Origin of the sequence: Actinomadura sp. 3N407 (assembly GCF_052245875.1) — a bacterium.
GTDB lineage: Bacteria > Actinomycetota > Actinomycetes > Streptosporangiales > Streptosporangiaceae > Spirillospora.
The window spans coordinates 409576-424711 of record NZ_JBQQBP010000007.1; the positions used below are offsets into that span (position 1 = coordinate 409576).

Annotated in this window: 17 protein-coding genes; 4 read left to right on the forward strand and 13 right to left on the reverse strand. The window is 74.6% G+C overall.

The features are described from left to right. Positions 1-63: 63 nt before the first annotated feature. Entirely contained in the window at positions 64-1113 is a 1050-nt protein-coding gene (locus tag ACTWPP_RS20670; RefSeq protein ID WP_443105937.1) for an alpha/beta hydrolase, read from the reverse strand. Positions 1114-1269: 156 nt separating this feature from the next. Continuing rightward, entirely contained in the window at positions 1270-2031 is a 762-nt protein-coding gene (locus ACTWPP_RS20675; RefSeq protein ID WP_443105938.1) for an alpha/beta fold hydrolase, read from the reverse strand. Between the two features lie 82 nt (positions 2032-2113). Here ACTWPP_RS20675 and ACTWPP_RS20680 point away from each other — a divergent pair, with 82 nt between their 5' ends. Further along, a complete protein-coding gene (locus ACTWPP_RS20680) occupies positions 2114-3076 on the forward strand; it encodes a helix-turn-helix transcriptional regulator (protein ID WP_443105939.1) in 963 nt (320 codons plus the stop codon). 38 nt (positions 3077-3114) lie between these two features. Here ACTWPP_RS20680 and ACTWPP_RS20685 read toward each other — a convergent pair whose 3' ends face one another. From ACTWPP_RS20685 to ACTWPP_RS20715, 7 genes are all read right to left on the reverse strand, one after another. Then, positions 3115-3681, reverse strand: a complete 567-nt coding sequence (locus tag ACTWPP_RS20685) for a GNAT family N-acetyltransferase (protein WP_443105940.1) — start codon at positions 3679-3681, stop codon at positions 3115-3117. Between the two features lie 109 nt (positions 3682-3790). Continuing rightward, entirely contained in the window at positions 3791-4846 is a 1056-nt protein-coding gene (locus ACTWPP_RS20690) for a YihY/virulence factor BrkB family protein (RefSeq protein ID WP_443105941.1), read from the reverse strand. Between the two features lie 13 nt (positions 4847-4859). Further along, on the reverse strand, positions 4860-5288 hold the full coding sequence (locus tag ACTWPP_RS20695) for a DUF3618 domain-containing protein (protein WP_443105942.1): 429 nt from the start codon (positions 5286-5288) through the stop codon (positions 4860-4862). Continuing rightward, a complete protein-coding gene (locus tag ACTWPP_RS20700) occupies positions 5285-5785 on the reverse strand; it encodes a phage holin family protein (protein WP_443105943.1) in 501 nt (166 codons plus the stop codon). The genes ACTWPP_RS20695 and ACTWPP_RS20700 overlap by 4 nt, the downstream gene beginning before the upstream one ends. 151 nt (positions 5786-5936) lie before the next feature. After that, positions 5937-7061, reverse strand: a complete 1125-nt coding sequence (locus tag ACTWPP_RS20705) for an AAA family ATPase (protein WP_443105944.1) — start codon at positions 7059-7061, stop codon at positions 5937-5939. Then, positions 7045-7833, reverse strand: coding sequence for an RNA ligase family protein (locus tag ACTWPP_RS20710; protein WP_443105945.1), 789 nt, complete (start codon positions 7831-7833; stop codon positions 7045-7047). Before ACTWPP_RS20710 ends, ACTWPP_RS20705 begins: the two co-directional genes overlap by 17 nt. A 130-nt stretch (positions 7834-7963) precedes the next feature. Continuing rightward, positions 7964-8860 (reverse strand): Vgb family protein, encoded by an 897-nt coding sequence (locus ACTWPP_RS20715; protein WP_443105946.1) that lies wholly within the window; start codon positions 8858-8860, stop codon positions 7964-7966. A gap of 126 nt (positions 8861-8986) precedes the next feature. Here ACTWPP_RS20715 and ACTWPP_RS20720 point away from each other — a divergent pair, with 126 nt between their 5' ends. Continuing rightward, the gene (locus ACTWPP_RS20720) at positions 8987-9595 is read left to right on the forward strand and encodes a TetR/AcrR family transcriptional regulator (RefSeq protein ID WP_443105947.1); all 609 of its coding nucleotides are present in this window, start codon (positions 8987-8989) and stop codon (positions 9593-9595) included. 23 nt (positions 9596-9618) lie between these two features. Here the strand turns inward: ACTWPP_RS20720 and ACTWPP_RS20725 are convergent, their stop codons facing one another. The 4 genes from ACTWPP_RS20725 to ACTWPP_RS20740 all read right to left on the reverse strand — a co-directional run bounded on the left by ACTWPP_RS20725 (position 9619) and on the right by ACTWPP_RS20740 (position 13296). Then, entirely contained in the window at positions 9619-10860 is a 1242-nt protein-coding gene (locus ACTWPP_RS20725; protein ID WP_443105948.1) for an RNA polymerase sigma factor, read from the reverse strand. A gap of 7 nt (positions 10861-10867) precedes the next feature. After that, a complete protein-coding gene (locus ACTWPP_RS20730; protein WP_443105949.1) occupies positions 10868-11287 on the reverse strand; it encodes a YciI family protein in 420 nt (139 codons plus the stop codon). A 174-nt stretch (positions 11288-11461) separates the two neighbouring features. Further along, a complete protein-coding gene (locus tag ACTWPP_RS20735) occupies positions 11462-12124 on the reverse strand; it encodes a response regulator transcription factor (RefSeq protein ID WP_443105950.1) in 663 nt (220 codons plus the stop codon). Further along, positions 12112-13296, reverse strand: coding sequence for a sensor histidine kinase (locus ACTWPP_RS20740; RefSeq protein ID WP_443105951.1), 1185 nt, complete (start codon positions 13294-13296; stop codon positions 12112-12114). Before ACTWPP_RS20740 ends, ACTWPP_RS20735 begins: the two co-directional genes overlap by 13 nt. A gap of 155 nt (positions 13297-13451) precedes the next feature. On the opposite strand from ACTWPP_RS20740, the gene ACTWPP_RS20745 reads away from it, so the two are divergent. Further along, positions 13452-13844 (forward strand): DUF6069 family protein, encoded by a 393-nt coding sequence (locus ACTWPP_RS20745; protein WP_443105952.1) that lies wholly within the window; start codon positions 13452-13454, stop codon positions 13842-13844. Beyond that, positions 13841-15013: an alpha/beta hydrolase gene (locus tag ACTWPP_RS20750; protein ID WP_443105953.1), complete on the forward strand. Its 1173-nt coding sequence runs from the start codon at positions 13841-13843 to the stop codon at positions 15011-15013. The genes ACTWPP_RS20745 and ACTWPP_RS20750 overlap by 4 nt, the downstream gene beginning before the upstream one ends. The last annotated feature ends 123 nt before the right edge of the window (positions 15014-15136 follow it).

Genomic DNA, 15136 nt, shown 5'->3' on the forward strand with positions numbered 1-15136 from the left:
ACCGGGCCGGGACCGGGAAAGGGCGGGACGGGACGAGGCAACACCGCACGGGCCGGGCGGGCGTCACACCCTGCGGGCGCCGATCGACTTCATCAGCGTCGGCCAGATGAAGCCCGCCTCACGGATCCACGCGGGCCAGTTGTGCCGGCCGTCGCCGTAGATGTGCGCCGTGTGGGGGATGTTCAGCGCGTCCAGCCGCTTCTTGAACTCCTTGGTGTTCGCGCCGATCGCGATCTCGCTGAGCAGCCCGATGTCCCACGGCGCCACGTTCGGGTCGCCGGGGCCCGGACGGCCCGTCGTGCCGGAGGAGAAGAAGATGCCGGTGCCGCGCAGCTTGGGCGCCAGCGAGTACGGGTCGTGCGCCGCCCAGTTGGCGTCGTCGGCCCACGGGATCCCCCAGATCGCGAACGGGTCCTGACCGTTGCTGGCGTTGGTGAACATCAGCATCGCCGGCATGCCGATCGACCGCATCGACAGGATTCCGCTCAGCGACGCCGCGTACTTGAACAGCCCCGGGTGCCGGGCCGCGTAGCTCATGGCGCCCGCTCCGCCCGAGGAGTTGCCGATGGCCGCGCGCAGCGCCCCCGCGCCGTAGTTGCGCTCCATGAGCTGGCGCACCTCGGCGGTGTGGAAGGTCTCCCACTTGGGCGTCCCGCCCTTGCCGTAGTTGTACCAGTCGGTGTAGGAGCCGTCGGCGGCCTCGGGCATGGCGACGATGACGTTGTACTTGAGCGCCCACGCCTCGATGTCGGTGTTCCTGGCCCAGGAGGTGTAATCGTCCTGGCCGCCGTGGAAGGCGTACAGGACCGGCCACGTCGCCTGCGCGCCGCGCTTCCAGTTCTTCGGCAGCAGGATGCGGGTCTTCACCGACCGGCCCAGCGACGGGGAGGAGATCGTGATGTCGACCGCGTGGTCGCCGACCTTCTTCTCCGCGGTGATGCGCGCCCCGCTGTCGGCCGCGACCGGCGCCGCCGCCGTCCGCGCGGGAGCGGCCTGCGCGGCGCCCGCGCCCACCGCGCCGATCCCGGCGACGAGGACGACGGCGACCGAGCCGGCCGCCATCGGGCGCCGCCACTGGTACCGGAGTGGCCGACGGCGGACGGAGGGTGACATCTGCTCTCCTCGCGGAATCAGGCCCGACCCCCGTGGCCGCGCGACTCGGCCGAGTGTCCTCGCCTCCGCCGGAACGATCTACAGGGACGTGTAACAAGAAAAGCGCGGCAGGCTGTGGAGAAGTGAGTGATCCGGACGTGTTCGGCGATGCGGTCGTCACCCTGCGGCGGGGTCCAGGGCGGCCACCTCACCCAGCAGCGCGGCGAGGTCGCGCGGCCGTGACAACATCGGCCAGTGGCCGGTCGGCAGCTCCCGGTAGGTCCAGCCGGGCCCGACCATCATCGAGAAGACCGGGTGGCCCTGCTCGCCCATCGCCTTCACCGCCGCGAGCGGGATCGTGGTCGCGATCAGCGTGCGCGGCGTCGCCGGCAGCGGGTCGGGACGCGTCAGCGCCTGCGTCGCCGTGCCGAACGGCTGCGGGGTCCCGCGCTCGCGCATCACGGCGAGCTGATCGGCGGTGAGGCCGGCGAGGTTGTCCGGGTCGGTGTCCGGGTCGAACGGCGGCACCGGGATCTTCCACCCCTCGCCCTCCTCGGCGACCTGCTTCTCCAGCTCCGCGCGCGCCTGCGGGTCGTGGAAGTCGATGCCGGCCAGGCCCGACGGCATCGGCCCGGTGTCGACATAGACCAGCCGCGCGATCCGCCCGGGGATCCGGTCGGACGCCCCCGTGGCGGCCATGTTCGCGCCGCTGTGCGCGACGAGCACGACCCGCTCCAGGCCGCCGTCCTCGACGACCCGCACGATGTCGGCGATGTGGGTGTCGACGTCGACGCCGGGTGCGGCCTCGCCCGCCCGCTCGGCCAGCCCCGCCGGAGTCACCGCGTGGACGTCGTGGCCCGCGGCGCGCAGCTCGGCCGCCACCTCGTCCCACGCCCATGCGCCGAGCCAGTAGCCGGGGACCAGTACGAACGTAGCCATGTCAGCCGTCCTTCCTCAGTGGGTATGACCTCACGCTATGGTCAAAACCGGACAGAAACCGCCCGGATTAAGTGAGTGACCTGTGTCATACCCCGCACCGTCCCATCCGACGACCCGGGTGCTGGCGATGCTGGAACTGCTCCAGGCGCACCACCGCATCGGCGGGGCGGAACTGGCGCGGCGGCTCGGCGTGGACGAGCGCACCGTCCGCCGCTACGCCGCGCGGCTGGGCGACCTCGGCGTCCCCGTCGCCGCCGAACGCGGCCGCCACGGCGGCTACCGCCTCAGGCCCGGCTACAAACTGCCCCCGCTCATGCTCACCGACGACGAGGCCACCGCCGTGGTGCTGGGCCTGCTGGCCGGACGCCGCCTCGGGATGCCCGGGCAGGCCACCGAGAGCGCCCTGGCCAAGGTCCAGCGCGTCCTGCCCGCCGCGCTGCGCGAACGGGTCCAGGCGCTGCGCGACACGCTCGGGTTCACCCTCGCCGCCCGCGACGCCGCCGCGCCCGACACCGGCGCCGTCCTCACCCTGGCCGCCGCGGCCCGGGAGCGGCGCCGCGTCCGGCTGCGCTACCGCTCCTGGCAGGGCGAGGAGACCGAACGGGACCTGGACCCCTACGGGCTGGTGTTCCACTCGGGCCGCTGGTACGTCACCGGCCACGACCACCGCAGCGGCGAGATCCGCACGTTCCGCGTCGACCGCGTCGTGTCCGCCGAGCCGGGCACCGCCGGGTACCGGATCCCCGGCGACATCGACCCCGTCCAGCACGTCACCCGGTCGCTGGCGCGCGTCCCGTACGCGCACGAGGTCGAGGTGCTGCTGGAGACCGGCCTGGCCGAGGCGCGGCGCCGCATCCCCGCCACCACCGCCACGCTCACCGAGGTCGGCGGGGGAGTGGTCATGATCACCCGGGCGGAGCGGCTGGACGGGATGGCGCGGATGCTGGCCGGGCTCGGCTTCCCGTTCGTCATCCGCCGCCCCGCCGAGCTGCGCGACCACGTACGCGACCTCGCCCGGTCCCTGGACGAGCAGGCAGGCCGCTGACCGGGCCCCGGCCCGCGCGCCTCAGGCTTCCGCGCGCCTCAGGCTCCGGCGCGGCCGTCCCACTCGTGCCGCAGCATCGCGTAGACGACCTCGTCGGACCACTCGCCCTTGACGATCTCGTTCTGCACCAGGTGCGCCTCGCGGCGCATCCCGAGCCGCTCCAGCACCCGCGCGGACGCGGTGTTGCGGCCGTCCAGCCGCCCCACCACACGGTGCAGGTCGAGCCCCTCGAAACCGAGCCGCAGCACGACCTCGGCGGCCTCGGTCGCGAACCCCCTGCCGTGGTAGGCGGGATTGAAGATGTACCCGATCTCGCCCTGCCGGTGCTCCCGGCTGCGCCACTGCAGGTTCACCTCGCCCATCAGGTCGCCGGTCTCGCGCCACACCACCGCCAGGACGAGCCAGTCGCCCTCCTTCTCCACGGTGGACGCCGTCATCTTCTGCTTCAGGAACGTCCGCGACTCCTCCATGTTCCGGGGTTCCCAGTACAGGAATCGCGCCACCTCGGGCAGGGACTGGTAGGCGTACAGCCCCTCGAGGTCGTCCTCGCAGAACGGCCGGAGGGTCAGCCGCTCGGTCTCGATCGGGTAGGCGGGACGGAGCATACGATGATCCTATTCACCGTGTTCGGCCTTATGCGACCCGTAGTTACCCGGAAAAGCGCACGGTCCCGCATCGGAGGCGGCCTTCAGGGAGCGGTTTCAGGGGCGGCTTCTAGGAGCGTCCGCCGCGCGGCCGTCCCCGGCGGGGGCCCGGCGCCGCCTCGGGTTCGGCGCGCCTGGCGCCGCCGTCGGGACGCCCGCCCTCACCGTCCGGCCGCCCGTCGACGCCGGTCTCGCGGCGTTCGTCCTCGTCGAACGCGCGGGTGTCGCGGAACTCCACGTACGGCTCCTCCTCGGCGTCGTGGCCGCCGGCGATCGCGCGGCCGCGTTCCAGCTCGGCGTTCAGCTCGGCGCCCAGCAAGATCGCCAGGTTCGTGATCCACAACCACACCAGGAAGATGATGACCCCGGCGATGCTGCCGTAGGTCTTGTTGTAGGAGGCGAAGTTCGCCACGTACAGCGCGAACAGGCCCGAGGCCACCAGCCACAGCGCGACCGCCAGCAGACCGCCCGGCGTGACCCACCGGAAGCGGCGCCTGGCGTTGGGCGAGGCCCAGTACAGCAGCGAGAACAGCATGCTGACCACCAGCAGCAGCACCGGCCACTTGGCGATGTTCCAGATGGTGACCGCCTGGGAGCCCAGCCCGAGCGCGCCACCGATCTCGCGGGCCAGCGGCCCCGACACCACCACCGCGATCACCGAGACCGCCAGCCCCAGCAGGGCCGCCAGCGTCACCGCGACCCGCGTCGGGATCGTCTTCCAGATCGGCCGGCCCTCGGGGATGTCGTAGACGACGTTGGAGGCCTTCATGAACCCCCCGACGTACGCCGACGCCGACCAGATCGCCCCGAACAGGCCCAGCAGGGCGAACAGCCCGGCGCCGCCGCTGCCCTGAAGTTCGCTGATCGAGCTGACGAGCAGGTCGCCGACCGCGCCCGGGGCCAGGTCGCTGACGCTTCCGATCAGGTCGTCGGTGGCCGACCGGCCGGCCAGCCCGACCAGCGACACCACCACCAGGATCGCGGGGAAGATCGACAGGACGGCGTAGTAGGTGAGCGCGGCGGCCCACATCGTCAGGTCGTCCTTCTTGAACTCGCCGGCCGCGCGTTTGAGCGCCTGTTTCCATGACGTGGCGGGCAGTGCGGTCGGTCCGCCTGATCCGGGCATGACCGGACCCCTCTCACAGCATCGTGCGGCGGCGGCGGCGCACGCGGACGGCGCGCTTCTGGCCCGGGCGGAACACCACCCGCACCGGGGCGTGACGGCCTCGCCCGCGCCCCGGGCGCAGCCGCGCCTTGGGGGAGCGGCGCCGGCGCATCCACACCGCCGCCAGCGTGACCGCGCCCGCCGACGCGACGACGACGCCGCCCCGCTTGGCCTGCCCGGCGGCGCCGGCGCCCTTGGCCCACGCGGTGACCTCCCGCGCCGACGCGGCGGTCTCCCGCATCCTGCCCCTGGCCTCGGCGGCCTTCTGCCTGGCCATGGCCTTCACATCGGCCTTGGCGGCGAGCTGCTCCACCGTCTCGCCCAGATCGTGGCGCGCCCGGTCGACCTCCTGGCGCAGCTCCTCGGTCCCGGCGTCGGCGCCCTGCTTGCCCTGCGTGGTCATCGGTGCGTCGCCCTCTCCTTCAGCTCGGCCACGGCCTGCCTCGCCTCGTCCATGGCCTTCTCGGGCTTGGCCGGTGTGGCGCGTCTGGTCTGCGAGCGGCCGATCACGGCCAGGACGCCGGCGACCAGCATCAGGAACCCGCCGATGATGAGCGCGGCCGCCCACACCGGCAGCACCAGCGCGATCGCGGCGACCGCCGCCGCGAGCAGCACGGCCAGCCCGTACAGCGCCATCAGGGCGGCGCCGCCGAACATCCCGGCTCCCGTCCCGGCGTGGCGGCCCTTGTCCTTCAGCTCGGCCACCGCGAGACGCAGCTCGGCGCGCATCAGCTCCGACACCTGCCGCGTCGCCTGCCTGACCAGCTCGCCCGTCCCCGCTTCGTGATCCTCGCGGTGGAACTCGGGGGCGCGCCCGAAGTCCTGCCGGTGCACGCCCGCGGCCTCGGTGTCGGTCCCGGCCTCGGTTCCGCCGTCATGTGCCGGCCGCACGATGCTCATAGCTCCGGCCTCCTCCACGTCCTCGTATCGAAGCCTGGCTACAGCCGTTCCCCCTGGTCGTGGGCTAAACGTGGCGGCACCCGGACCGCGGGTGACCGGCCCGGCCCGCAGCGGCGGCGCGACCGCCGGTCAGCCGCCGGTCAGCCGGTGGTCAGCCGGTGGTCAGCCAGTCGACCCGGTGGGCCTCGGTCGGGTCGGGGATCTCCCAGCGGCGGACGAGACGGTCGATGACCGCGTCCGGGACGGGGGAGCGCCGGCCCCGGTTGCGGTCGCGGAGCACGCCGGGCGGCGCCTCCAGCGCCACGACCTCCACCCGGCCCCGGTAGCGGGCGATGAGCCCGGTGCACAGATCGCGCTGCGTCCGCGACACGTTGGTGGCGTTCCACACGAACGACCGCCCGGCGCGCAGATGCCCGCGGGCCGCCTCGTGCGCGGCGGCGGCCACGGCGCGCTGGTCGCCGGCGGGCGAGACGCCCATCTCGGCGCGCAGCCGGTCGAGGCTGACGACGGGCACGTCCGGGCGGTTGGCGGCGATCCAGTGGTCCTTGCCGGCGCCCGGCAGGCCGGACAGGACGGTCGCGGTCAGGCGCGTGTCGTCGTAGGCGGCGTAGCCGGGGTCGCGGCCGGGCTTGCGGAAGTACCAGAACCGGGCGTGGTCGGACGGGAACACGCGCGGGCCGTCCAGGCACAGCTGCTCGGCGCAGTACTCCCCGTACAGGGCGACGTTGTCGAGCAGTTCCCCGGTGTCGGGGCAGATCCGGCCGAGGATGTCGGCCGACGCCAGCAGCACCAGGTCGTCGTTGCGGGCCAGCAGGCTGACACGGAACGCGATCTGCTGCAGGTCGGGGCGTTCCAGCGCCCAGAACGGCACCTGGTGGTGGCGGATCAGCGCGGCGACGTGCTCGCGCCAGACGGGCGGCGCGCCCATCTCCCACAGGATCCGCCGCACCATCAGGTCGCCGCGCCGCGAATGGCCGCGCGCGGTGATGCGGCCCTCGTCGTCGATGCTCGTGCAGTCCGGCTTGGCGATGTCGTGCATCAGGACGGCCGTGAACAGCCGCACCCGCTCGGCCGGCGGGCGCGCCCGCCACTCCGGCAGCGACGCCAGCGCCTCGCACGCCATCCGGGTGTGGACCTCGACGTCGCCCTCGCCGTGGAACACCGCGTCCTGCGGGACGCCGGCCATGTCGCGGACCCAGCCGAACGCGTCCCGGATCCGCTCCCACGGGACGCTCCAGTGCGGCGGCGCCGGGCACAGGTCATCGAACACCCGCATACAGCACCTCCGGGTCGGCGAGGCCGTTGGCGACGATCGGGCGCTCCTGCCAGTGGGTGCCCGAGTCCAGGATCGCGGTCAGGAAGCTCGGCCGGACCCACTTGTAGCGGTCGACGGTCTTCCCGTCCTCCTCCACCTTGATGTAGAGGCCCTCCATGTCGTCGGAGGTGTCGGTCTCCTCGGCGACGCGGCCGGGGTCGGCGCCGCCCGCCTTCGCCGCGGCGCGCAGCGCGTCGCGCCACCGCGGGGTGCGGCACGTGGACGGCCCGGCGAACGCGGTCAGCTCCGCCACGCCCCGCAGCGGGCCCTCGTGCAGGACGGGCACCGGCACCACCGGCGCGCCGTCGAGCAGCTCACGGCGCCGCCCGGTGGACAGGAACGTCCCGTCGGACCGGTCGAGGACGTCGAACTCGCAGAAGTAGTGGGGCAGCGCGTCGTAGAAGACGGTGTGCTTGGCGTACAGCCACTCCCCGTACAGGACGTACCGGTCCTCCAGCCGTTCCCGCAGGACGTGCTGGACGGACGCCGCCCACGCCTTCAGCGGCCCGAACTGGCGTTCCCGGGGCCCGCCCGTCAGATAGTGGCCGCGGCTCTGCAGCCGCAGCTCGCCGCCGGAGGTGAAGCTGATGCCGGCGTTGGCGCCGTCGAGTTTCTCCTCCACCACCAGGTACCGCCCGGCGATCGCGGTGAACGGCACCGAGGCGAGGTCGTGGTCGCCCGGCTGGAGCCGGGAGCCCTCGATGTGCCGGGTCCGGGGGTATTTGCGGAGCATGTCGACCGTTGTAGTGAACGCCGCCGGTCATGCCAACCGGTTTTCCGCCCCGAGGGCGCCGGGCGCCGCCATGTGAACCGGTGGGTGGAGCGGTGCGGAGGCGGTGGCAGGGCGGTGATGAGGCGGTGGGTCAGGCGGCGGTGACGCGGGCGAGCGCTCCGGTCTCCAGCGCCACCCACAGCGCGCCGTCCGGGCCGAGCGCGATGCCGTGCGGCTCGCATCCCGGTGTCGGCAGCGGGTGCTCGTCGATGCGGCCCCCGGGCGTGATGCGGCCGACGTGCGCGGTGCCCCACTCGGTGAACCACAGGTCCCCGCCGGGGCCGGTGACGATGGCGTGCGGGCGGGCGGCCGGGTCCGGCAGCGGGTACTCGGTGACCTTCCCGTCCGTGGTGATCCGGCCGATGTGCCCGGTGCCGATCTCGGTGAACCACAGCGCGCCGTCGGGCCCGGCGGTGATGCCTACCGGCGCGGACCCCTCGGTGGGCAGCGGGTGGACGGCCAGGTCGCCGTCCGGCGCGATCCTGCCGACGGCGTTGCCCTGGTCGAGGGTGAACCACATCGCCTCGTCGGGGCCCGCCGTGATCATCGAGGGCATGGCGGCCGGGTCGGGCAGCGGGTACTCGGTGAGGTGCCCGCCGGTGGTGATCCGGCCGATGCCGCCGGTGTGCATCCGGGTGAACCACAGGGCGCCGTCGGGCCCGGCCGCGATCCCGCACGGGCCGCCGCCCTCCGGGAGGGCGAACCGCGCGACCTCGCCGCCGGTGGTGATCCGGCCGATCGCGTCGCCGTGGAAGGCGGTGAACCACAGCGCGCCGTCCGGGCCCGCCGTGATGGTCATCGGTCCGCCCGTGAAGGGATCGGGGGGATGCAGGGTGTGCCGCCCGTCCGGTGCCATCCGGCCCACGCGGCCCTCGTGGACCAGCGTGAACCAGAGGGCGCCGTCCGGCCCGGTGGTGATGCCGTACGGGCCCGAGTCCGGTCCGCAGACCGTGAACTCCCTGATCGTGGCGTACGAACCCTGCGTCATGAAGTGTCCCCCCTCATCCCTCAACTGCTGTTTCCGCGCGGAGGCGAGGTTAACGCAACGGCTGTTGCGTTACGATGGGGGCGTGGAAACCCGCCGCCCGTCCCGCCGCTCTCCCCGGGAGCGCGCTTGACCGCCTCCGGGCCCGGCAGCGTCCGCCCGGGAGGCCGCACCGCGCGGGTGCGCGACGCCGTCCGGAAGGCCACTCTCGCCGAACTGGCCGAGCACGGCTACCCCGGACTCACCGTCGACAACGTCGCCGCCCGCTCCGGCGTGCACAAGACCACCGTCTACCGGCGATGGGGGAACGCCGAGGGACTCGTCGCCGACGCGCTGGAACTCGCCGCCGGGGAACCGTGGCCGGTCCCCGACACCGGCACCCTGGCCGGTGACCTGCGCGCGATCGCCCGGCTCGTCCTGACCGGCTTCACCGACCCCGGGCACGGACCCGTCACCCGCGCGTTCGTGCTGGCCGCCGCGCAGAGCACCGGCGCCGCCCGCGCCCTGCACGGCTTCTTCGCGCGGCGCCACGAGCAGTCCGCCGCCGTCGTGGAACGCGCGATCGAGCGCGGCGAGGTGCCCGCCGGGACCGACGCCGCCGACGTCGTCCGGGTCGCGGTCGCGCCCCTGTACTACCGGCTGTTCGTCACCGGGGAGGCGGTCGACGAGGCCGCCGCCGACCGCGCCGCCGCGTCCGCCGCCACCGCCGCCCGCGCCGGAGCGTTCGTCGCCCCCTGACCCCCGTGCCGCTCCCGCGCGGGTCAGGCGCCGCCCAGCCGGGCCGCCTTGCCGTTGAGGTAGCGCTGCTCGGGGACGCTGTGCGTGCGCCCGGCCGCCGCCAGGTACGACGCCCGCGCCCCGCCGGTGTCGCCCGACATCTCCAGCAGATGCGCGCGGACCGCGTGCAGGCGGTGATGCCCCGAGATCCGCGGGTCGGCCGCCGGCTTCTCCAGCAGGGCGAGCCCGGCGGCCGGGCCCCGGTGCATCGCGACGGCGACGGCGTGGTTCAGCGCCGCCATCGGATTGTCGGACATGCCCAGCAGCACCTCGTACAGGGCGGCGATCTGCGGCCAGTCCGTCTCCCTCGCCGTCGCGGCCTCGTCGTGCAGCGCGGCGATCGCCCCCTGAAGCTGGTAGGGGCCGGCGGGCCCATGGGGGAGGACCTCGGAGATCAGCGCCACGCCCTCGGCGACGAAATCGGCCTTCCACAGCGTGCGGTCCTGCTCGGCGAGCGGGACCAGGGCGCCGTCCGGGGCCGTCCGCGCCGGGCGGCGCGCGTCGGTGAGCAGCATCAGCGCCAGCAGCCCGGCCGCCTCGCCGTCACCGGGCAGCAGCCGGTGCACGATCCGGGCGAGCCGGATCGCCTCCGCCGACAGCTCGCCCCGGACCAGGCTCGTCCCCGCCGTGCTCGCATACCCCTCGCTGAAGATCAGGTAGAGGACGTGCAGGACCGCGGCGAGCCGGCCCGCGCGCTCGGCCGCCGCCGGCATCCGGAACGGGACGCGGCTGTCCCTGATGCGCCGCTTGGCCCGGCTGATCCGCTGCCCCATGGTCTTCTCCGGGACGAAGAACGCGCGGGCGATCTCCCCGGTGGTCAGCCCGCCGACCGAGCGGAGGGTCAGCGCGATCTGCAGGTCCGGCGACAGCACCGGGTGGCAGCACAGGAACAGCAGGATCAGCGTGTCGTCGGCGTCGCGCGGCGGCTCGTCGGCGGCGGCCGCCTGCCACTCCTCCGGCGGCGTCCACGCGGCGACGGCGCCCTCGCGGCGGCGGCGCGCCTGCTCGGCCCGCAGCAGATCGGTCAGCCGGCGCGACGCGACCCGGATCAGCCAGGCGCGCGGGTCGTCGGGGACGCCGCCGTCCGGCCACTGCGACACCGCGGCGATCAGCGCCTCCTGGACCGCGTCCTCGGCGGCGTCGAAATGCCCGTACCGGCGGACCAGCGCGCCGAGGACCTGCGGCGTCAGCGGGCGCAGCAGGTCCTCCAGTTCGCCAGCGGTCACGGCGCCCTCACGCCTCCAGGTCGGCGCGGCCGTCGATGATCGGCCGCAGGTCGGCCTTGGCGGTGCCCAGCGCCCCTTCCGGCGCCGGGCACCGCGCCAGCCGCGCCGCGATCTCCGAGGCCCGGTCGAAGCTGTCGCACTCGACGATCGTGTACCCGGCGAGGACCTCGGCGGTCTCGGGGTACGGGCCGTCGGTGACGACCGGCACCCCGCCCTCGGAGTGGAACCTGCGGGTGTGGACGGGCGCGGCCAGCCCGTTGGCGTCCACGAACTCCCCGGACTCGACGAGTTCCCGGTTCCACTTCTCCATGAACGCGTGCATCGCGGCCAGGTCGTCGGCCGTCCAGACCGCCTCGCCCTCCGGCACCTTGCCCGCCATCTCGTCGTACTCCCGCTGCGACGCGTACAGCATGATCATGTACTTCATGGCCGTTCCTCTCGTGCCGGCGCCCCTGAGGCGCCTCTCACCGGAGACGTCGGAGCCGCCGTCCCCCGTTCGACACCTCCACAGGATCGCATCCGGTTCCCGCGCTCACCGAGGTCGAGACCGGATCCGGTGAACCGGCCGCCGGACGCGGAGACCTGACCGCCCCCGGCCCCCTTAGACGAGACCGGCGTCGTGGGCCAGCAGGGCGATCTGGGTGCGGTTGTCCATGTCCAGCTTGGTCAGGACGCTGGACACGTGCGCCTTGACGGTGGCCACGCTCATGAACAGCTCCGCGGCGATCTCGGCGTTGGAGCGTCCCCGGGCGATCGCCAGGACCACCTCGCTCTCGCGGGGGCTCAGGCCCTCCAGCGCCGCGCGGGCCCGCTGGTAGGCGCCCGCCTCCACGGCCGCACGGTCCATGAGCCGGCGCGTGATCCGCGGGGACAGGATCGGGTCCCCGGCCGCGACCTGCCGGACCGCCTGGACGATCTGGTCCGGCGGGGTGTCCTTGAGCAGGAACCCGCTGGCGCCGGCGCGCAGAGCGCGCAGGATGTTCTCGTCGGAGTCGAACGTCGTCAGCACGATCACCTCGGGCGGGTTCGCCCGGGACCGCAGCCTGCGGGTCGCGGTGATGCCGTCCACCCGCGGCATCCGCAGATCCATCAGCACGACGTCGGGGGCGTGCAGGTCGGCGGCCGCGGGCACCTCGTCGCCGTCGGCGGCCTCCCCGGCCACGGCGATGCCGCCGGTCCCGTCCAGCATCATCGACAGCCCGGCCCGGACGAGAGCGTCGTCGTCCACGATCAGCACGCGCAGCGGACGGGTCACGCCGGCCATGGTAGCCAGGCCCGCAGCCGGAACTCGCCCGCGGCGGCCTCGTGGTCGAGCCGCCCGCCGGCCAGCCGCACCCGCTCGGTCAGACCGACCAGCCCCGTCCCGCTGCCGGGCGCGGCGGGCCCGGCGCCGGCCGCGGCGGGCAGCGGGTTGCGGATCTCGATCACCAGCCGGGCACCGGGCCGGCCCTCCAGCACCACCGTGACGGGACGGCCCGCGGCGTGCTTGCGGGCATTGGTCAGGCCCTCCTGGACGACCCGGTACGCGGTCCGGCCGGCCGCCGCGGGCAGGGTGTCACGGCCCGCCACCTCGTCGCGCAGCTCCACCGCCACGCCCGCGTCGCGGGACTCCCGCACCAACACCGGCACGTCCTCCAGGACGGGCTGCGGGCGGCCCTCCTCGGCCGCGTCCTCGGCGCGCAGCAGCAGGATCACCTCCCGCAGCTCGCCGAGGGCCTGATGCACCCCGGCGCGGACCACCCCGGCGGCCTGCGACAGCTTCTCGGGCGGCGCGTCCGGCCGGTACTCCAGCGCACCCGCGTAGGTGGCCAGCAGCGACAGCCGGTGCGCCAGCACGTCGTGCATCTCCCGCGCGATCCGCGTCCGCTCCGCCATCCGGGCCTCGGCGACCCTGCGGCCCTGCTCGGCCTCCGCGCGGCGGGCGCGCTCGCTCAGCGAGATCAGCAGCGCACGGCGCGCCCGGGCCAGCGCGCCCCAGCCGACCAGCGCGCCGTAGCCGGCCGCGATCAGCAGAAGCCACCAGCCGAAGGAGATCCCGCCGGGCGGCCGCCAGAGCCCCTGGACGACGTGCGCGGCGATCCCCGCCGCGCCGACCCCGGCGGCGACGGGGAACGGCCGCCGCTGCGCCACGTGCAGCGCGGCGAGTGTCGCCACCGGCGTCGCGGCCGGTGACACCGCCGCCAGCGCGGTGAGCGCCAGCGCCACCGGGACCGGACGCCACAGCAGGACGGGCGACAGCAGCCAGGCCGCCGCGCCCGCCGCGATGTCCAGGGTCAGCGTCCCGCCCGCCGCGCCGGCGCCGTGCCGGGCCCAGATCGTCACCGCGACCAGGACCCCCGCCACGGCGAACACGATCGCCGCGCCGACCCCGCGGCGCCGCCGCCACGGGTCGGCGTCCGCCCGCCCGTAGGTCTCCTCGTCCACCGGCTCGTCCATCGGCCAAAGGCTAGCTCCGCACGTCACGGCGCCGACACCGACCAAAGTCGGTGCCCGCCCCCACGGCGGTCGGACCCGGTCCCGCCCCCCGCACGATGCGGCGGCCGCGCCGCGGCGGCGACGCTGACACGAACCTGCCATCGAAGGAGAAGCACATGCCGAACGGCAACCTCACCCGCAGAACGCTGACCGTCGCGGGCGCCGCTGCCACCGCGCTCGTCCTGTGGACGCTGACCGGCCCGGTCGCCGGGCACGGGCCGTCCGCCGCGACCGGCGGCGACGTCCACCCCGTCGGTGCGGTCTCGGTCGCCGCCGGCGGCCTGCTCGCCGGACTGGCCGCCTGGGCGCTGCTCGCGCTGCTGGAACGGACCGCCCGCCGCCCCGGGCGGACCTGGACGATCACCGCCGCCGCGGTGCTCGCGCTGTCGATGACCGGGCCGGTCGGCAGCGGCGGCGACACCGCGAGCACGGCGATCCTGGCCGCGATGCACCTGCTCGTCGCCGCGGTGCTCATCCCCGGCCTCGGCCTCTCGGCGCGCGGACGATGACCGTCCCGTACGGCTACCTGGCGTCCGTCGCCCTCGTCGCCTGGTGCACGCTGTTCGCCGTCGCGCCGCGGCGCGGACCCCGCCTCCTGAGCCAGGTGACCTTCCGCTCCGGCCTGGTGGTCAACGAGATCCCGCACTTCGCCTTCGCCGCGCTGCTGGCCTCGACCGTCCTGGCCGCGGCGCAGGGCGACCTCGGTTCCCCGGGCGGTCGCGCCGCGCTGGGCCCGGCCGCCCTGACGGCCGCGGGCCTGGCCGTCATCGCGCGCCGCGCGCTGCTCGCGGGCCCGGCGGTCGACCGGGCGATGACCGAGGCCCTGGGGGAGGGGTGGCGCGGCGGCGGCCCGGCCGCGGCGGCGCGGCGGCTTCCGCTCGCCCGCATCGTGTTCGCCCCGTGGCCCGTCCGCAGCCGCACCGTCGAGCGGGTGGCGGACATCCCCTACGGCGACGCGGGCGAACGCAACCGGCTGGACGTCTACCGCCGCCGCTCCGGCCCGTCCGGCGGCCCCATCCTCGTCTACGTGCACGGCGGCGGGTACCGCGGCGGCCGCAAGAACCGCGAGGCGCGCCCCCTCCTGCACCGCCTGGCGAGCCGGGGCTGGGTGTGCGTCAGCGCCAACTACCGCCTGAACCCGGAGGTCGAGTTCCCCGACCACCTGATCGACCTCAAGAAGGTCATCGCATGGGCGCGCGAACACGGCCCCGGCCACGGCGCCAACACGCGGACGGTCTTCGTGGCGGGCAGCTCGGCGGGCGCCCACATGGCCGCCCTGGCCGCCCTCACCCCCGGCGACCCGGTGTTCCAGCCCGGCTTCGAGCACGCCGACACCTCCGTCACCGCCGCGATCTGCCTCTACGGGTACTACGGGCCGGTCCGCCACGCCGCCGGGCTGCCGTCCTCACCATCGGACCACGTCAGGGCGGACGCGCCGCCGCTGTTCATGGTGCACGGCGACCGGGACCCGCTGGTGCCGGTGGAGGCCGCGCGGGAGTTCGCCGGGCGGCTGCGCAGCGTGTCGTCCAGCCCGGTCGTGTACGCGGAGCTGCCGTGGGCGCAGCACTCGTTCGACCTGTTCCACTCCATCCGCTTCGACACGGTCGTCACCGCGATCGAGGCGTTCACCGCACGGGTGCTGCGGCCCGGCTCGCCGACCGGGCAGTCCTGCCTGTGACCTTCGGGGCTTGAGGGCCGGTTGCTTCGTCGGGAGTTGGCAGGGTGATGGGCAGAAGGCCAGGCGCGGTGCCCGGCCTTCTGGGCTTGCGCAGGACGAGCAGGTACTTTGCGAGGCCGGGGA